The organism is Paenibacillus terrisolis (assembly GCF_056171975.1).
Window position 1 is genome coordinate 1 of record NZ_JBKFGG010000022.1, and the last position, 19222, is coordinate 19222.

General features: G+C 51.9%; 15 protein-coding genes. 6 read left to right on the plus strand and 9 right to left on the minus strand.

What is annotated here, in order from left to right; all coding sequences use genetic code 11:
- The first annotated feature begins 222 nt into the window (after positions 1-222).
- Positions 223-1590 (plus strand): helix-turn-helix domain-containing protein, encoded by a 1368-nt coding sequence (locus ACI48K_RS17340; protein ID WP_475028873.1) that lies wholly within the window; start codon positions 223-225, stop codon positions 1588-1590.
- Between the two features lie 299 nt (positions 1591-1889).
- Positions 1890-3248 (plus strand): helix-turn-helix domain-containing protein, encoded by a 1359-nt coding sequence (locus ACI48K_RS17345; protein ID WP_475028874.1) that lies wholly within the window; start codon positions 1890-1892, stop codon positions 3246-3248.
- Positions 3249-3634: 386 nt separating this feature from the next.
- Here the strand turns inward: ACI48K_RS17345 and ACI48K_RS17350 are convergent, their stop codons facing one another.
- Positions 3635-5032, minus strand: a complete 1398-nt coding sequence (locus tag ACI48K_RS17350) for a family 4 glycosyl hydrolase (protein ID WP_475028875.1) — start codon at positions 5030-5032, stop codon at positions 3635-3637.
- A 151-nt stretch (positions 5033-5183) separates the two neighbouring features.
- On the opposite strand from ACI48K_RS17350, the gene ACI48K_RS17355 reads away from it, so the two are divergent.
- On the plus strand, positions 5184-6047 hold the full coding sequence (locus ACI48K_RS17355) for a helix-turn-helix domain-containing protein (protein ID WP_475028876.1): 864 nt from the start codon (positions 5184-5186) through the stop codon (positions 6045-6047).
- Between the two features lie 45 nt (positions 6048-6092).
- Here ACI48K_RS17355 and ACI48K_RS17360 read toward each other — a convergent pair whose 3' ends face one another.
- Together ACI48K_RS17360 and ACI48K_RS17365 are read right to left on the minus strand one after the other, a co-directional pair.
- Entirely contained in the window at positions 6093-7859 is a 1767-nt protein-coding gene (locus ACI48K_RS17360) for a sensor histidine kinase (protein ID WP_475028877.1), read from the minus strand.
- Positions 7856-8605 carry a response regulator transcription factor gene (locus tag ACI48K_RS17365; protein ID WP_475028958.1) on the minus strand — a complete coding sequence of 250 codons (750 nt, stop codon included), beginning with the start codon at positions 8603-8605 and terminating at the stop codon, positions 7856-7858. Before ACI48K_RS17365 ends, ACI48K_RS17360 begins: the two co-directional genes overlap by 4 nt.
- Before the next feature lie 268 nt (positions 8606-8873).
- Here ACI48K_RS17365 and ACI48K_RS17370 point away from each other — a divergent pair, with 268 nt between their 5' ends.
- The 3 genes from ACI48K_RS17370 to ACI48K_RS17380 are packed head-to-tail and all read left to right on the plus strand — an operon-like array spanning position 8874 to position 12012.
- Positions 8874-10232, plus strand: coding sequence for an ABC transporter substrate-binding protein (locus ACI48K_RS17370; RefSeq protein WP_475028878.1), 1359 nt, complete (start codon positions 8874-8876; stop codon positions 10230-10232).
- A 41-nt stretch (positions 10233-10273) separates the two neighbouring features.
- Positions 10274-11164, plus strand: a complete 891-nt coding sequence (locus tag ACI48K_RS17375; RefSeq protein ID WP_475028879.1) for a carbohydrate ABC transporter permease — start codon at positions 10274-10276, stop codon at positions 11162-11164.
- 2 nt (positions 11165-11166) lie between these two features.
- Positions 11167-12012 (plus strand): carbohydrate ABC transporter permease, encoded by an 846-nt coding sequence (locus ACI48K_RS17380; protein ID WP_475028880.1) that lies wholly within the window; start codon positions 11167-11169, stop codon positions 12010-12012.
- Positions 12013-12121: 109 nt separating this feature from the next.
- On the opposite strand, the gene ACI48K_RS17385 is transcribed toward ACI48K_RS17380, so the two are convergent.
- From ACI48K_RS17385 to ACI48K_RS17410, 6 genes are all read right to left on the minus strand, one after another.
- Positions 12122-13432 carry a 6-phospho-beta-glucosidase gene (locus ACI48K_RS17385; protein ID WP_475028881.1) on the minus strand — a complete coding sequence of 437 codons (1311 nt, stop codon included), beginning with the start codon at positions 13430-13432 and terminating at the stop codon, positions 12122-12124.
- A gap of 6 nt (positions 13433-13438) precedes the next feature.
- Positions 13439-14434 (minus strand): N-acetylglucosamine kinase, encoded by a 996-nt coding sequence (locus ACI48K_RS17390; RefSeq protein WP_475028882.1) that lies wholly within the window; start codon positions 14432-14434, stop codon positions 13439-13441.
- Positions 14435-14440: 6 nt separating this feature from the next.
- The gene (locus ACI48K_RS17395) at positions 14441-15433 is read right to left on the minus strand and encodes a LacI family DNA-binding transcriptional regulator (RefSeq protein ID WP_475028883.1); all 993 of its coding nucleotides are present in this window, start codon (positions 15431-15433) and stop codon (positions 14441-14443) included.
- Positions 15434-15790: 357 nt separating this feature from the next.
- Entirely contained in the window at positions 15791-17191 is a 1401-nt protein-coding gene (locus tag ACI48K_RS17400) for an ABC transporter substrate-binding protein (RefSeq protein WP_475028884.1), read from the minus strand.
- A 256-nt stretch (positions 17192-17447) separates the two neighbouring features.
- Entirely contained in the window at positions 17448-18335 is an 888-nt protein-coding gene (locus tag ACI48K_RS17405) for a carbohydrate ABC transporter permease (RefSeq protein WP_475028885.1), read from the minus strand.
- On the minus strand, positions 18332-19189 hold the full coding sequence (locus tag ACI48K_RS17410) for a carbohydrate ABC transporter permease (RefSeq protein ID WP_475028959.1): 858 nt from the start codon (positions 19187-19189) through the stop codon (positions 18332-18334). The genes ACI48K_RS17405 and ACI48K_RS17410 overlap by 4 nt, the downstream gene beginning before the upstream one ends.
- Positions 19190-19222 lie beyond the last annotated feature (33 nt).

The following is a 19222-nucleotide window of genomic DNA, read 5'->3' on the forward strand; positions in this document are numbered from 1 at the left end:
GCTCGGATAACTACTCGGACGGCGCTTTTTCGCACAGATTATCCGACTTGCCTTCGTTTCAAATCATCTCCATTTGCTCCGAATTCCTGAGACTTTTGACCTCTTGCGAATATCCACTTCTCTGCCACATTCCCCTTATTGACCATTGTTATAATAAACCATATTATAGTAGTATATTCCAATTGATAGATTCCGTGTGAAGGAGGTGTTAACCTACCAACTATGGCTACGATCCGCGCTCACCTGGAGGAATATTTAAAGAACATGACGCTTAACCAATTCTCCGAGATTACGCAAATTAATGTCGGAACGTTAAGCAGTATTATCAATGGACATCGCCCGATTGCCATGCAACAGCTCGACCGGATTACCGCAGGAATGGAACTTCCCGAAGGCTACTTTTACAAGCTGTATATAGACGAATGCTTTTTCCAGGCCGCGCCGGACTGGCGGAGGTTGGGACCGTTTCTGCAGCGATGCGCCGAGCTGGATAAGCTGGATTGTATTGAACAAGCGGTTCGGTTAATGATGGACAGTCTCTCTTACATACCGGTGCTATTTAACCTAGCCGAACAACTTTTCCGGGATGGAAAATGGAGGGCGGCTGCGCCGATTTATGAAGCCATAGCCGAGAGTGAGCGGAAACAGCACTCCGAGCGGCTGGCGCTTTGCCACTACCGTTTATTCACGCTAGGCTTGTCCAAAAACCAGAATCGAAATTTGCTCATTGCCTCACAGTTTGAATATTTTGTAGACCGACTTGAAGAAGAATATCAATTGGATGCTCTTAATGATTTGATTAACGTGTATGCTTCCTTACGCTGGTGGAATAAGGTAAAGGAGCTGGCGGAGAAGTTAAAGGTGAAAGCGACCATTCATTATGAATTGATTGGGAATAAAAAGTCCAAGGAAACCAAAAAGCAAATTATTTTTTATATATTGTATGCCTATTTAGCTTTAGGTGAGGCAAATGTTTATTTTAAAGACTATGAAAATGCGTTGAATTATGTTTTTTTGTACACGGATTACAGCTGGGTAAAAGACCCGAATGAAGATGAGATCATTGTTCTTAGCCAGTTTCAGGAATGGTCCGAGGGTAATCGTTCTTTGTATCAGGTAATGTCCGGCAGAGTTGATGTTTTACCGGAACTTATGAAGTACGTTTCTACTCGTGAAAATGAAATATTCACATTTTTATGCGAGGCAATCTCTTCGGCTAATAAATTTGATATTAATGTTGATGTTGTACTTGAAAAGTACGAGTCCTATGTAAGTTATCAAGAACAACACAGTCGGATCGGGAAAATTAGCGAGCAGTATACTGATGATCGATACGTAAGCTTATTAACGGGTTTTGGAGTGTATTATTTACGGAAGGACGACTTCAACCGAGGGCTGAACTACGTTTTAGATAGTCTCGCATTTTCTATTGAAATCCGCAGCGGACGCGGTATGCTTAAATGTGTAGGATTATATGAACAATATCGGAATTTTGCAACCGAAGCAGTGAAGCGGCGGTATAAAAATCTAATAGGCGAGGTGCAAAAACTGAATGAAGAAGAAATTGATTTTAATGATAGCTACGTTTAGTTTGACGATAGCTATAGCGGCTCCGGTTACTACTTTTAACTCAGCTGAAGGTCAGACCAATCCTGTGATTTTTAGTACCAACGGTTTTGGGATGGGGAGTTAAATACTAAATGAATAAAACGTTCCGGAACTAAAATTCCGGAACGTTTTTTGCTTTTGAAAATATCACTGGTGCATGCGCTTGATCCAGAAGAACTTAAGGGTTGGTCCTCATTGACCCATACTATATATATCCATATGATAAAAGTGAATGGGAGATTATTCCTCATCGTCGTTTATTGTGTGGAGGAGGTGTTTACTTGAAACCAGCCGCTGCAATTCGTACTCAATTAGAGAATTATTTAAGAAGCGAGAATATCACGCTTAATCAGTTCTCCGAGATCACGCAGATCAATCCCGGAACGTTAAGCGGTATTATAAACAACCATCGTCCCATATCCATGCAGCAACTCGACCGGATTACCAGAGGGATGGGCCATCCAGAGGGTTACTATTACGAGTTGTACATTGATGAATGCTTCTTTCAGGCAGCACCGGACTGGCGGAGAATGGGACCTTTTTTGCAGCGGTGCGCGGAGCTGGATAAGCTTGAAAATATTGAGCGGGCTATTCAACTGCTGATGGACAACCTTTCTTACATACCGTTGCTTTTTAACTTGGCAGAACAGCTGTTCCATGAAGGCAAACAAAGTGCGGCTGCTCTTTTGTACAAATCCATTGCGGAAAGTGAGCAGAAGCAGCATTCAGAACGGCTGGCGCTTTGCCAATACCGTTTATTTACGCTAGGCTTGTCCAAGGATCAGAACAACAACTTGTTAATAGCTTCCCAATTCGAATATTTCGTTGACCGGCTTGACGAATCTTACCAGCTTGATGCGCTTAATGACTTAATTAACGTGTTTGCTTCGCTGCGCCGATGGGTCAAGGTAAAGGGGCTGAGCGAAAAATTAAAGAAGAAAGCGACCGTCCATTATGAATTAAACAAAAATATAAAATCAGCGGAGACAAAAAAACAAAATATATTTTACATATTGTATGCCTATCTGATGCTAGGCGATGCGCATTTTTATTTGGAAGATTATAAGGTCGCACTGTATTATGTCTCTATGTATTCGGACAATAGTTGGGTAAAAGATCCTTCTGAAGATGAAGTGACGGTGATTCTTCAGTTTCAGGAATGGGCTGAGGGGAACAGGTACATGTATCAGTTAATGTCAGGAAAAACGGATGTTCTACCGGATTACGAAAAGTATATTTCTAGCCGGGAAAACGAGGTTTTTCCCGCTTTAACTGAGATCGTAGTCGCTGCTAACCGCTTTGATCTAAATATTGATTTTGTACTGGGCAAGTACGAATCTTATTTAAATTACAGAGAGCAACAAAGCCGTATCGGAAAAATTAGAGAGCAGAACACAAATGACCGGTACCTAAAACTAATGACGGGTTTGGGAGAGTACTATTTAAAGAAAGACGATATCGAGCAGGGCTTGCGGTTTGTTCTGGACAGTTTGGCGCTAGCTATCAAAATGCGTAGCGGACAAGGCATGCTAAAAGGTATTGAATTGTTCGGGCAATTTCGGAACCTAGCTTCCGAAGCGGTGAGGCAGGAATACCAAAAGTTGACTGAGAAAATGGATTCCACAGATATTTGGGTGTAACGGACCGGAGAGACGCTATTTGTCCGAAAAAGGGAAGTTTGCAATTCTAACGGATCTGAGCGACGTTATTCGGGGGAGATTGGGCCGGATTGCGGTCATTTGAGGTGAATAGCGAATGTGGGGTCCGTTAGAATTTGAAATTGCCGGAAAACGCTCAAATAGCGTCAATAGGATTCGTTACAGTGTGACGGCGGTGGCCTGAGAGTTATTACGCATGACTAGGGTGCTATATGGGTGCTGGAAGCGGGCGGGCGTGAGGCGCGGGAAAGGGCGGGTCGAGTAAAGCAACCAAAGCAAGAGGAGTAATTAAGCAAGAGGATCGGCCGGGGATCCCCCCATTAGTTCAAAGAAAAAAGCCGGCTACCTTGGGCAGCCGGCTTTTAAGTTTAAAAATCCCAACCCGGCAAATACGCCTTCGTGTTGCTGAGCATGGTCGTAAACAGCTCCTCGGCTTGTTCCGGCGTGAGGCCGGAGAGGAGAGGGTCGTTTGCGAAAGCATGGAAGGCGAGCGCCCGGTCTTTGTGCAGGGCTGCTTTGAGCAGGGTTTCCTGATTGTAGACGTGGCGGACGACCAGGTTGTTCACGTCTTCCGGCAGGCTGCCGGCTACGACAGGCTGTACGCTGTCGGCTCCGAACACGGCGTTTGTCTCGACGACGGCGTTCATCGGCAGGGAAGCGATCTGGCCCCGGTTCGGCAGATTGACGTTGGTCACGATAGGCGCGCTGGCGCCGCTCAGGCTGCGCAGCATGGCAATGCCTTCTTCGCCGCTTGCTTTCAGCTCGAACGTTTCTTCTCCGGAAACGAGACGTTTGCTGCGTTCGAGCAGTTTCTTCAGGTTCTCGGTCCGCCATGATACCGGCGTCAGGCCGAATTTCCAATTCTTGACGTGCTCGGGGCTGCGAAGATACCAGGAGTTCGGCATGAACTCGGCCAGATGGCGGTCTCCGGCGGCGGCGATCAGGCCAAAGCGGCGGAACAGATCGAAGTGGATCCGGTTGGCGGACGCGAAGCTGTTGTTCATCCAGTGGTCTTTATGCCCTTGGCCGCTAAAGCCTTCCTCGGCATACTTGTCGGCGAATTCCTTGTACAGCGGGAACAAGTCGATCCCCCGGTAAGAAGCTCGGTCCAGCCAGGTAAAGTGATTGATCCCCAGCACGCCCACCTCGATGTCTTGACGATGAACGTCTTCCAAACCCTTCAGATCCATCAGCATTTCGGCCAGCAGTTCCTGCGTGCCGAATACCTCATGGCAGCAGCCGAACGCCTTGATGCCCGGGAATACTTCGTACAAGGTCCGCGTGCACAGGCTCATCGGGTTGGTATAGTTGATGACCCAGGCGTTAGGGGCAAAATCGCGGATGGCGGCGGCGATTTCCACGTACATCGGAATCGTGCGCAGCGCGCGGATGGCCCCGCCCGGACCGACGGTATCGCCTACGGATTGATAAACGCCATAGGCTTCAGGGGTATGGACGTCGGATTTCATTTCCGTAAACGTCCCCGGGAGAATGGAAATAATGACGAAATCGGCGCCTTTCAGCGCTTCTGGCAGCGTGCGGACAGCTTCGTAAGTCCACTGGCTTACGGCTTTGTCCTGCGCTTGGATGCGGCTGCCGATTTGTTCGTTGGCTTTGGCTGCGTCAAAGTCGATATCGTACAAAGAAACTTTCCCGGACAGCGCCGGCTCCATGGCCAAGTCGCTCATCAAACCCCAGGCCCAACCGCGCGAGCCTCCTCCGATATAAGCGATTTTCAAGTCTTTTATGGTTGATGTCGCATGCATTGCTTCATTCACTCCTTATGTGGTAGTACCCAAACAATAGAGCAAAATGAGAGAAATAACAGCACCATTATTGCTTGATTTGCTCTTCATTCAACATTTTTTGCTATAATTGAGTTAATCATCGATTTAACCCAAAAAGGAGAACGCGCGCATGGAACAAGAAGAACGTTTTGAGCCGGTTCAACCCTATTTCAGCATCGAATCCGCCAAGCAGCCGGGCAGGTTCACCATGAAGGAAGAGCATTCCCATGATGCCTGGGAAATCTACTACTTGGTGTCCGGCGAGCGCTGTTATTTCATCAAAGACCGGACGTTTCGCATCAGCCCCGGCGATCTTGTACTGATTTCGAAAAACGTACTCCACAAGACCTCGGTATCCGGGCGGCTGTCCCAGCCGCATGAGCGGATTCTGGTCAATTTCTCCAGCGAGGCGGCGTTTGGGCTCACGCCCGGCAAATCGGATGGGATCGGCCGGCTGTTCGCCGAGTATCCGGTGCTGAGGTTGAACCCGGAGGAGCAGGAGGACATCCAGCCCTTGCTGGCCCGGATGCTGGCGGAGCAGAAAGAGAAACGCGCCGGATACGAGGAGTATTCCCGGCTTCTTCTCTCGCAGCTCCTGCTCAGCTTGTTCCGTCTCGTCGAAGGGCGCCCGCGCCTGTCGGGCGAGACGGAGCCGTGGCGCCGCCCTTACCGTGAAATCACGGAAGCGGCTCAATATATCAACGCCCATTACGAAGAAAACTTGAGTTTAAGCGAATTGGCCGACCGGTTTCATATCAGCACGTATTATTTGAGCCATGCTTTCCCGCGGGTCACCGGCATGACGCTGGTCGCTTACATTAACCGCGTCAGGATCGAGCACGCCTGCGGTTTGCTTCGGGATACGGAATTCCCCGTGACGGAAATTTCCTACCGGGTCGGTTACCAAAGCGTTACCCATTTCGGCCGGATGTTCAAAAGATCGAAGGGGCTCTCGCCCCAGGAATACCGGAGGGAGCAGCGGCTGTTCCGTTAAAGCTGTTTCTGCCAAAGCTGTTCGGCCATGGATGCGCGCCCCGCCTTATTCCTCCTCTTCAGGCGGGAGTTTGGCCGGGATGATGATTTCCACCATGGTGCCCAAGTCGGGCTTGCTTTTGATTCGGAGCCTGTAGTTATAGTCATAGGTTAGCCTTAACCGCTTGTTCGTGTTGAACAAGCCGACGTGTTTGGTCCGCTCTTCGTCGGAGTTGAGGCGCTGGCGGATTTCGCTCAGCCGCTCGGGTGGCATGCCGATGCCGTTATCGAGTACGACAATGGAGAGGCTCTCTTTTTTGCGCTGGATTTTCACTTTGATCAGTCCAGGGCCTTCCTTCTCCTTGATGCCGTGATAAATGCTGTTCTCGATGAGTGGCTGCAGGACAAGCTTCATCGTGAAGAGCTGGGCAATATCCTCGTCGTACTCCCAAATTACATTGAATTTATCCTTGTACCTCTTCTTCTGAATATTTAAATAACTCATCGTATTGGCGATCTCTTCACTCCAGGTTACGGTCTTGGTCGGATTGCTGAAGGAATACGACAGAATGTCCGACAGATTTTCGACCATTTCGCTGGCTTTATTCGGTTTCCCGGTCAACGCTACCGATTCCCAATAAACCGAATGCAGCGTGTTATACAGGAAGTGGGGACTTATCTGGGACTGCAGCGCCAGCAGCTCCATTACCTGCAGCCGGTATTTTTTCTCCAGCAGTTGCGTTTTGATATACCGGTGTTCGATGAAATGCGTGATCATGTTGTGAATGATCGAGGAATATTCATCCTTGACCTTGCCGGGCGGCTTCAAAGGCACAAGATTATCGTCGGCCGACTTGATCAGCGTCCGGATCATCACGAGCTGCTTGTAGTTGCGCCGGATCAGGAAATACGTAAGCAGGACTCCGCAAGCGATGGAAAAGCCCACAAAGACCAGCGTGTAATGAAAAATGCGGGTAGGCGAACGGTAAAGCTGGGAATGCGGGATGATCGAAACGTATTTCCATTTGTACCGCTCGGATTCGACCTTCGTCACATTTACTTTGCCCAATGAGGTTTTCATGTCGAATACCTCTTTTGGGTTGGCCGCGATCGCTTCGATTTCCTGCTTGTCCGGTAAATCTCCGCGATGATTGGAGAAAATGACCTGGTTTTGCTCATCCAGCACGAACAGCTGCTGCTCTTTGTACGTCGTGATGTCGTCCAGAATCGAATCGATGTATTTTGGCTTGATATTCAGAATAATCGCGACCTTTTGCGGTGAGAGAACATTATAAAACGTGACGATAGGCGTCGGCGTGGACTCGAAATCGTAAAACCGGATATCCCGCAGCGAGGTCCACTTTTTGGGCTTGCCCGTGTAGCTCATAAATTGGTCATACCAGCCCGTGTCGTAAAAATGATTCAAGGTCACCAGACCGTCCACCGAAGATAGGAAGCGGTCATACGGATTGTCGACGTACAAATAAAAGGACTGAATATACGGCTTGGAATTCGTGAACCCGTTCAGAAAGCTGGAGATGATCTGGTACGAATTGGAGCTCTCGTAGGTGTAGTGCGAATTTTTCAGCAAATTCGACAACTCGTTGAAGATTTCGGTGTTGTCGTAAAGGGACAAGTAGAGCGTGTCCAGTTCGTTCAGGATCATTTCCACCTGGGTCTTGGATTGCAGGAGTAAAAAGCTGCTGTTTTCATTAATACCGGCTTTGATATCGTGCTGGGTTGTTAGCGTCGATAGCGAGCCCAGGATAATGATCGGAACGAGCAGCGGAATCAGAAAGGTCATGAGCTGCTTGATGAAATATTTTTCCTTCATGGAGTCGGTTGTCCGTTCCGGTATTCGCTTGGGGTTTTCCCATAATAACTTTTGAACGTGCGGGTAAAATTTTTGGCGTTGCTGTATCCGACCATCTCGCTGATCTCGTAGGTTTTGTAGCTGATGTCGCGCAGAAGGCTAACCGCCATTTCCATTTTGGTCTTCAGCAAATAATCGGAGAAATTATGACCCGTCTTCTGTTTAAAAAAGAAGCTGAGATAGTTGGCGTTCATGTGGACCAGTCTGGCCACTTCATCAAGGGAGGCGTTTTTGTAGTTGGTTTTGACGTAATCTTTGATCTTCTGAATGATGAGGCTTTCGTCGCCTTTCAGCTTATCGGTTTCATCTTCGGGTTTGGGCGCTGTTTCGGCTTCCATTTCTTCCTTCAGCTTGCCGAACACGTCCATGAGGACATGATATTTGGCCGGCTTCAGCACATAATTCTTGACCCGGTAGTGCATCGCCTTTTGGGCGTATTCGAAATCCCGGTAACCGCTAAGGAAGACGATCTTAATATTCCGCTTGTGGTTGTACAGATTTTCCGCCAGTTCAATGCCGGACATAACCGGCATCTTGATATCGGTCAAGACAATGTCCACACGTTCCGCCCCGTCAATGAAATGAAGCGCTTCCTGTCCATTATTCACCTGGCCGACAATGCGAAACCCGACTTCGTCCCAGGGGAAATAGCTCGAAAGTGCCTCCCGGGTTTCCGCTTCGTCGTCAACGATCAGCAGGTTGTACATTAAACTCACCTCAAGCTCTCTGTTGTAAAATGTAACTGCTTACATTTGATTATATCAGATCGTTTCAAGTGCTTTGTGTGAGATTTGCCGAATTGCGCAAACTTCTGAAGAAACGATTCTTTTTACGAAAAGAGGATACCTTCCCTTCGATATTGCACGGATAATGATACCTTTTTCTAAGAGCCGCTACCTTTCGGAGGGAGAGGAGACCATTCTATAATTAATCCCGTAAAAGCGTTTACATCACATCGGGTCAAAGGAGAATGCGATGATGAAAAAAAGAAAAGTAGGGGCGTTATGCGTGGCTGCTGTACTGGTTCTTTCGATTCTGGGCGGCTGCTCGGGCGGAGGGAACTCGGCATCATCCAATACCGGGTCCAACGCCGGCGGATCAAACGTCAGCAAAGAGGGCTCCGGAGAAAAAGTGACTTTGCGCTTTAGTTGGTGGGGCGGGGAAGACCGCCATGCGGCGACGCTCAAAGCAATCGAGGCTTATAAGAAGATTGCCCCGAACGTTACGATCGAAGCGGAATATCAGGGTTACGACGGATACGAACAAAAAATCAAAACCCAGCTGACAAGCCAAACGTCGGCGGACATCATGCAGCTCGATCTTCCGTGGGTGCAGGAACTCGTGACAAAAGGAGATTTCTTCGTTGATTTAAAACAGGATTCCAGCTTTGACACTACGGGTTTTGACCAAGAGTTCCTGAAAGATTTCGGCGAGTACGACGGCAAGCTCCTGGCCATTCCTACAGGGGTCAACGCGTATTGCATCATTATCAACAAGGCGGTGGCCGATAAGCTTGGAGTGCCGACCGACATTAAATGGGACTGGGATACGCTGTACGACGTCGGTAAAAAGCTGCATGAGCAGGATCCTTCGAAGTATTTGCTGCTCTCGGACCATGGCGTACTGAGCCAAGACTTCAGAACGATGCTGAAGCAGCGCACCGGCAATCAATTCATCAATGAAGACTATACGCTGGGCTTCACTAAAGAGGATGCATCTTTCGTATTCGATTGGGTGCAAAAAGCCATGAAGGCCGGCGTTTATCAACCGATCGGAGAAGCGGATCTGTTCTACGGCAAACTCGACCAAAATCCGAAGTGGATTAATCAGGATATGCCGATGACGCCTTCGATGAGCAGTACGCTGCCAACGCTGAAAACGGTACTGCCGGAAGGCACAGAAATTGTGACGGCTCTGCCGGCGATCTCCAAAGACGCCAAAAATACCGGGGTTGTGGTCAGACCTGCGCAATTGTTTGCGGTCAGCCAAAACAGCAAAAACAAGGAAGAAGCCGTTAAATTCCTGGGCTGGTTCATGAACGATCCGGAGGCAGCCACGATTTTGGGCGACGTGCGTTCCGTACCGCCGGTGAAGTCGGCCCAAGAAGCTGCCGTGAAAGCGGGCAAAATCGATCCGGCCATCACCAACGCGGTGCAGCTGGGTTTAAGCGAAGCGGGCTTGGTGGATAACAGCATCTCCAACAATTCGGAAGTCACCAAGGTCGTGGACGACATCATCCAGAAGGTCGCTTACAACAAAGTCACGCCGGATCAAGCCGGGGACGAACTTGTTAAGACCATGACCTCCAAGCTGGAAGAAATCAAGGGCAGATAACATGTCATAAGTTTTGCGGTGGGAAGGGAGAGAAGTCCGCTGTGTTAAAGACGAAAAGAAATTACCAGTACGTCGGACTGCTTTACATTTTGCCCTGGATTATCGGTTTGCTTGTGTTTCAGTTCTATCCGTTTTTGTCTTCACTGTACTACTCGTTTACGAACTATAACATGATCAGCGCTCCGAAATTCACAGGTCTTGATAATTATACGAAAATATTTACGGGCGACTCGGACTTCTACCAGTCGCTGAAAGTAACGGGAATTTACGTCATCCTGGCTGTCCCGGTCAAGCTGGCCTTCGCCTTGTTCGTCGCCATGCTGCTGAGCGCCAAACTGAAAGCGATTAATTTCTTCAGAACGGTTTACTACCTTCCCTCCATCTTGGGGGGGAGCGTAGCGATCTCCGTCTTGTGGCGCTTCCTGTTCATGAAAGAAGGGGTCGTCAATAACTTGCTTGGCCATTTGGGCATCGGCGCGGTCGACTGGCTCGGCAGCCCGGATGTGGCGCTGTATACGCTGGGGCTGCTGACAGTATGGCAGTTCGGTTCGTCGATGGTGCTGTTCCTGGCCGGAATTCAGCAAATTCCGGGCGATTTGTACGAGGCCGGCTCTATTGACGGAGCGTCGAAATTCCGGATGTTCTTTAAAATTACGGTACCTCTGCTGACGCCGATCGTTTTATTCAACCTGGTCATGCAGATGGTCAACGCGTTCCAGGAATTTACCGGCGCATTCGTTATCACAAACGGCGGGCCGATGAAATCGACTTATTTGTACGCGCTGAAGCTGTACGATGAAGCCTTTACTTTCTTCAACATGGGTTATGCATCGGCGTTGTCCTGGGTCTTGTTCGTTATCATCATGGTCGTTACGGCGGTCATTTTTAAAACGTCGAACAACTGGGTGTACTACGAGGATGGGAGGGGATAAACATGAGAGTGCCCAAAGAAAGATCAAACACCTGGCTCAACTATACTTTTCTGATTCTCTTCGGCTTCGTCATGGTTTATCCGCTCATTTGGCTGCTTGCGTCGTCGTTCAAGACCAACGCTGATATTTTCGGCTCCAGTAAGCTGCTGCCCGGCACCTATGTGTGGAACGCTTACTCGCTGGGATGGAAGGGTACGGGGCAGTACGGGTTTGCGCAGTTTTTTCTCAATACTTTTGAGTTGGTCGTACCGACGGTGCTGCTTACGATCGTATCGAGCGTATTGGTGGCTTACGGTTTCGCCCGGTTCGATTTTCCGCTGAAGACGCCGCTGTTCTCGATCATGATCGCGACGTTGATGCTGCCGAACGCATCCATTATGGTTCCGCGGTACATTTTGTTCAAAAATCTCGGCTGGCTGGACTCGTATTTACCGTTCATCATTCCGGCCGCCTTCGCGACCAGCGCCTTCTTCGTCTACATGATGATCCAGTTCATTCGCGGCTTGCCCCGCGATCTGGATGAAGCGGCGACCATCGACGGCTGTAACTCGTTCATGGTGCTGATCCGGGTGCTGTTGCCGCTGTGCAAGCCAGCTATTTTCTCCGTCGGAATTTTCCAATTCATGTGGACTTGGAATGACTTCTTCAACTCCATCATTTACATTAGCAGCGTAAGAAAGTTCACCGTTTCCCTTGGGCTCCGCATGACCCTGGACGCGTCTTCGGCCGTTTCATGGAACCAGGTCATCGCGATGTCGGTCATCAGCATCGTGCCTTGCATCCTGCTCTTCTTTTTCGCGCAGAAGTATTTCGTCGAGGGGATTTCGACGACCGGCCTGAAGGGATGAAAGGCAGTATAAAACCTTAAATTAAAACCCCAATTTGCGATAAAAAACCTCCAAACCGCTGATCCCCGTCAGCCGTTTGGAGGTTTTGTCGTTTATGCGTATGCCTTACTTAGCGTTTGAAAAATTGCGGCAGGTACTCCTTGTTCGCTTCCAGCATTTCGTCCAGCATCCGGATGGCGACGTCCACCGAAGGGACGAGCGGATGATGCGCCAGCGCCTGGATCGCCAGGCTGCGGTCGCCGGTTACGGCGGCGTCGATCGCGAGCTGCTCGTAGGTCTTGACCGCGTGGATAAGGCCTTTGGCCATCGGCGGGATTTTGGTGAGCGGCAGCGGCAGTGGGCCGTTTTTGGTTACGACGCAGTTGACCTCGATGCTGGCATCGTCCGGCAAAAAGTCGAGGATGCCACGGTTCTGCACATTCAGCGTTTGAATGTCGTTGGTACCGTTGTGCAGCGAGCGCATCAGATTGACCGCCGCTTCGGAATAAAAGGCGCCGCCGCGTTTCTCGAGCTGCTTCGGCTTCTCCTGCAGATCGGGATCCGCATAAATCTCAAACAGCTCCGCTTCCACGCGCTTCACAACCTCGGCGCGATTCTCTCCTTGCCGCAGGGATTCGAGCTGCTCCTCCAGCATGGCGTCGGTCATGTAGTAGTATTTCAGGTAATAAGAGGGCAGGGCGCGAAGCGACTGCAGGAACTCGGGATTCCATTCCCGGGCAGGCACGTTTTTGGCGCTGTAGCCGGCGGTGTCGGTCAGCATTTCGTCCAGCTTGTCTTCGCCGTTCACGTCGATCCGGCTGATCCAATGCAGGTGGTTGAGGCCGACGAATTCGGCGTACACGCGATCCGGCGCCACCCCGTATTTGCCGGAGACTTGCTTGATCAGGCCGATCGGCGCATTGCAGAGCCCGATGCTTTTCACCTTGGAGTATTTCAGGACCGCTTCGGTAACCATGCCGGCCGGATTGGTGAAATTGAGCAGCCAAGCGTTCGGGGCAAGCTCCTCGATGTCCCGGCAAATACCCAGCAGCACGGGAATGGTCCGCAGGGCTTTCATCATGCCGCCGGGGCCGGTCGTTTCCTGGCCGATGACGCCGTATTTCGGCGGGATCGACTCGTCGCGGGCCCGGGCATCCAGCATGCCGACACGGATTTGCGTGCTGACGAAGTCCGCTCCCGCGATGGCTTCGCGGCGGTTGGTCGTCAGATGGATTTCGATCGGGAGGCCCGATTTTTCCACCATTCTTTTCGCCAAATCTCCGACGATGTTGAGCTTGTGCAGTCCCGGCTCAATGTCGACGAGCCACAGCTCGCGCACCGGAAGCTCCCGGTGATGAAGGATGAAGCCTTCCACGAGTTCCGGCGTATAAGAAGATCCTCCGCCGATGACGGCGATCTTGAGTCCTTGATCCGTTGCCACGTTGGTTCACTCCTGTCTTGTCGTAAGTTTAATGTCCGCGAATTCGCGGTAAACGCGCATCGTATCGTAAATCTCCGGGCTGACGGTCCGCCCGTCCGCTTCCATCGCCGCCCACACGGCGCCAACGACCGGCTCGGCGGACAGGGTCACGACGGAAGCCCGAGGGGAAGCCGCCATCACGGCCTGCTCGATCGGCCCGCGGATCCAGCCGCGGTCGCCCCGGGTGAGCAGGCTGCCGGCCAGAACGACGTCAAACGTGTCGTTCTCCATGCCGAGCCGCCGGATGACGGCGGAAGCCGACTTGCCGAGCTCTACGCCCTGCCGGTTGAGGATCTCCAGCGAGACCGCGTCGCCTTCCGCCGCGGCCGTGAACAACAGCTTCGCGACGTCGATCGGCACGTGCCGGCCATGGTCGAGATAATCGTTGTACATCTCGTCGACCCGGTCGTATCCCAGCCGTTCCAGCAGCAGTCCGGTCAGCCGCGTCGGCTGTTCCCGGCCGTCCCAGGCGCGGATGACGGAGCGGAACACTTCGATGTTCAGTGATCCGCCGCCGCCGAAGTCACCGTACATGTAATCGAAGCCGCCGCACTGGAAGTGATCGCCCCGCGGGTTTCGGCCCGCCGCGTTGGTGCCCGTGCCGCAGATGAGCGCCACCCCGTACGGGTGATTGGTGCCTGCCCGAAGGCCGATCATCGTATCGCAGTCGATCGTGTATTTCGTGAAGCCGGCCCGGCGGACGAGCGGATGCAAGATCCGGTAGTCTGTCTCCCGGTCGGCCCCGGCGAGTCCGAGAAACGCGTGCGTGATGTCGTCCATGCGGAGATCCGCCTCCACCAGCGCTTCCAAGGCGGCTTCCCGGATATTGTTCTCCGCTTCGGCCGCGCCGGTCTGGTGGTTGCCGTTGCCGCTTTTGCCCCGGCCGAGCACATTGCCGCGCTCATCGGTCAGCAGGGCATAGGTCTTCGTGCCTCCGCCGTCCATTCCCAAGTAGTAAGCCACTCGTCGTCACTCCCTGTATGCGGTAGATTCCCGAATCACCAGCTCCGGGTCGATCTTGAGGCTTCCGCCGCGTTTCGTTTTGCCGTCCATGCGCTTCAGCAGCATATCGGCGGCGGCGAGCCCGATTTTGTCCGCCGGCTGGCGCACCGAAGTCAAATGCGGATGCAGCTGCGAAGCAATGTAATGATCGTCGTATCCGACGACGGCCACCTGACCGGGCACGGAGATCCCGGCTTCCATCAGGGCGTTGATCACCCCGAGCGCGATATGGTCATCCCCCGCAAAAACGGCGGAGGGGAGCTTGCCTTCCTTCAGCCAGCGTTTGGCGGTCTCGTAGCCGAACCCGATATCAAAATCGCCGTGAACGATTTCAAACGGCTCGAGCCCTTGCTCCCGCAGGGCCTGTACAAATCCGCTCCGCCGCTCCCGCGTGCTGCGGAACATTTCGTGTCCGCATAAATGGGCAATGGACGTATGCCCTAGCTTCAGCAAATGGCGGGCCGCTGTATATCCGCCATTAAAATTATCGATGGTGACGGAGAACCCGTCGTTTTCCGGCTTTTGATTGTCGATCAGCACATAAGGAATGCCGCGCCGCTTGAGTTCGACGATATAACTGTCCTCTTCCATGGGGGAGAGCAGAATAAGGCCGTCGACCCGATCCTCCTGGATCAGGTAGTGGTTGCCGTCCGAGCCGATGCCGGTCGAAATCGCCACCGCGAGAAAATACCCGTGCAGCGCCAGCACTTCATTCAGTTCTTTTACGACCGCGTCGAAAAAAGAATCCTGCAGCGTCGTCACGATCAGTCCGATGATGCCGGTCTTACCCCGGGCGAGGCTGCGCGCCGCCGCATTGGGCCGGTAATCCAGCTCCTTGATGGCGTCGAGCACCCGTTGGCGATTTTTATCCCGTACGGTTTCGGCCCCGTTCAGTACCCGCGACACGGTGACCACGGACAGCCCGGATTTCTTGGCTACGTCAAAAATGCTTACTTTCATCTCTCTTCTCCTTGGGACCGTTTTTTTCCGTACCTGGAACCTCTATCTAATAGTATACATGGCCGGAAAGCGATCCGCTAAACGTAGGGTTCTCAAGATGCGGGAGACCGCCCCGGCGGGACGGCTCGCGCATGGATATAAGTCGGACTAATGACTGAACGTATAGAGGCAGCCGTGTGAAATGTTCTTACGATCGCTGTTGTTCCCGGGTTTCTAAGATTTTATGAATTCAGATAAGGTAGAAACCCGGTCACAAAGGCGAACGCTTCGCTTCTGCCAGAACATCTCACCCTCTTGCCATAATACTTTTCTTATGATCGACTTATATTCCAGATAACTAGTTTCGTTTGCAGCCCGTCACCGCTTAAGGATCTCGGTGATTTTCTCCTGGATCGTCGGCATCACTTCTTCCACTGTTTTATGCCCGGTTTCGATCGGCTGCATCTCGTTAATGAACATATCGTTGATTTGCGAGTAGTTGGTGATCAGATGGTTGAAGCTTTCGAACCCATATTTGGTGGCGCCTTCGTACACGTTTTTGACATCCTGCGGATCGATGCCGTCAAAATGTTTGTAATAGGCTTCGGCAGCTTCGGTATTGACCGGCGGGTTGCCGCCGCTCAGCTCGATTGACTTCTCTTGGACTTCCTCGGTCAAAAGATACTTGATCCATTCAAAGGCTTCCTTCGGATGCTTCGAATCCTTGAGGATGAGCAGAGGGTCGACGAACAGCGTGCTGCGAACTTTATCGTTGCCGCCCCAAGGCACGGCGGCTACGCCGATTTTAAACGGAAAATCGTTGGCGCCCGCCAGGTTCCAGGAACCGCCGACCGACATGCCGATTTTCCCGGCGACGAATGGGTCGCCGTTTTGGCCGGCCACGCTCTTGCTCCACTCGGAGTCCGGCGATACCTTGTCCTTGAACACCAGATCGAACAATTTATTGTACGCCGCGATGACTTCCGGGGAATCAAAATGCGTTTCGGAAGGCACGCCGCCGTTCGTCCAGGTATCGTCGGAGTATGGCTGAGCCCCGAAATACAGCGGCCGCATATCGCGTTCGGCCCAGGTGAAGTCAAGCCCGTATTGCGTTTTGGCGATGTCTTTGGAAACCACCGTCATTTGCTTGGCGTCCTCGACCATTTTGTCGAACGTCCAGCTCTTGTCCTCGTAATCGCTTGGCGGATAAAGCAGCTTGGCGGCGTCGAACATGTCTTTATTGTAGAGCAGGAGGGTGACGTATATATTCACCGGGATGCCGTAGGTTTTGCCGTTTACTTTATAGATGTTCATCAGATTGTCCGGGATGCTGTAATCGGCGGCGTTGAAGCCGTCTTCCTGGATCAGATCGGTCAAGTCCATCAGCATGCCCTTATTATAATATTCGGCAAATCCGCCGTATCCATAATGGCTGGTCACATCGGGCGAGTTGCCGCCGGCGATCAGCGTCTGCAGTTTGCTGTCAAATTGCTCGTAAGGCGCTTTTTCCACTTTGACCTTGATGTTCGGGTGCTCCTTCTCGAATTCCGGGATCAGTTCTTCGATGAACGTCCGGTCCGGCGAATCAATGGTGTAGTGGGTGATCGTCACTTGCTCCGCTTTGCCGCTGTTTCCCGAGTTTTCGGAGCCGCTGTTCGCGGCGTTCGGGGCCACGTCGCCCGCGGACTTGCCGCCGCTGCAGCCGGACATCACCACGGCGATCAGCAATATCGTCCCCAATAATGCGGAAAAGCTTAACTTTACGCGTTTTTTTCTCATTCCGTGTTTCCTCCCTTTGAATATGAGTGATTCGCCGCTATGGGCCATTTGAGTCGGGTTAAAGAATAGAACAGGGTAAAGCAGGAGAGTGAAATGTTCTGGCAGAAACGAAGTGTTCGCCTTTGTGACGGATTTCTACCCCATTTGAATTTGGTGGATAAGAGAAATCCGGGAACAACAGCGATCGAAAGAATATTTCACATGGATGCCCCCACCTGTTGTAAATTTGTTCGACTCAAAAGGCTCCCGCGGCGGATTATGACTTGATGCCGGTAAGTACGATGCCCTCGACGAACTGTTTCTGGGCGACGGAGAACAAGACGACGATCGGGACCATCGCCAGCACGGAGGCGACCATCAGCAGATGCCACGGCGGAATGCGGAATCGCGACGAGGTGAGGGAGGCCATGCCGACCGGAAGCGTGAACTGATCGGACGAGCTTAAGTAAAGCACGGGTGTCAGGAGGTCGTTCCAGCTGTAAATGAAGGCGAAAATCGCCACCGTGGCCAGCGCCGGCCCGGAGAGCGGAAGGGCGATGGTATACCACATGCGAAATTCTCCGCAGCCGTCGATGCGTCCGGCGTCGAACAGCTCCTCCGGCAGCGTGGAGAAGAACTGGCGCAGCAGGAAAATATTATAGGCCGAGCCGAAGAAGGCCGGAACGATCAGCGGCAGGAACGTATCGATCCAGTGCAGCTTGGAAAACAGGATAAACTGCGGCACCATAATCGCCGGATAAGGCAGCATCATCGTGCTGAGCAGCAACATGAACCAGAAGCTGTTGCCTTTGCCCCGGTACCGGGCGAAGCCGTAAGCGACGAGCGCCGAGGACAGCAGGGTGCCAGCAACAGTGAGCACAGCGATGATTAAGCTGTTTTTATACAGGGTGCCAAACTGCAAGGTGTCGAAAATTTCTCGATAATTCCCGAAGCTCCAGCTCTCGGGCAAAAAGGTCGGCGGGAATTTCAGCATTTCCCGATGCGATTTCAGTGAAGTCGACACCATGAAAAACAAGGGCAGCAGCATGAGAAAGGTGGTGACGATTAAAGCAATCAGACTGAGCAGCTTAACGGGTTCTATTTTTCGGCGCGATTTGGCAGGCGAATGCGCAGACCGAGCAGTAGGAGCTGACAAAAAACTCACCGGCCTCCGCCTCCTTCATAATGAACGTAACGATTCGACAGCTTCATAATGATCGCGGTGCACAGCATGACGGCGATCAGCAGCACCCAGGCGAGAGCTGAAGAATAACCGGCGCGATATTCCTTGAAGGCGCTCGTGTACAGGTTATACACGTAAAACCAGGTGGAATAGTTCGGACCGCCTTGGGTCATGACAAAAGCTTGCGTGAACACCTGAAACGAGTCGATGATCCCCATGATCAGCTGAAACAGCAGCACGGGGGAAATCATCGGCAGCACGACATTTCGAAAAATGCGCAGGCGGCCGGCCCCGTCCAGCTTGGCGGCTTCCACCAAACTGGCGGGCACACCCTGCAGGCCGGCCAGGAACAGAATCATGCCCGAGCCCGCCGTCCAGAAGGTCATGATGATCAGGGCGTACAGCGCGGTGTCCGGATCCATCAGCCATGCCGGACCGTGAATGCCAAACCAGGAGAGCATGTAATTGAACAAGCCGATCTGCGGGTTGAAAATCCAGTACCAGAGCAGCGACATCGCTACGCCGGACACCATGCTGGGAAAATACATCGCCGTCCGAAAGAAGCCGCGCAAAGGGAGCTTCTGATGGAGCAGTAGCGCGAACCCTAGCGCCAGCAGCAGTTGAACGGGTACGCTGAGAAAGGTGAACTTCAGGGTTACCGTGACGGATTTCCAGAATAGATCGTTATGGAACATTTCGTTGTAATTGGCAAGGCCGACGAACTTGGGCGGGTGGATGATGTCATAGTCGGTGAAGCTGTAATACAGGGATGCCAGAATGGGATAGAGGGCAAAAACCAAAAAGCCGACCAGCCATGGCGAAATGAACAGGTACATATAAAGTGTTCGCCGCCGGTTCTCACGATGGTT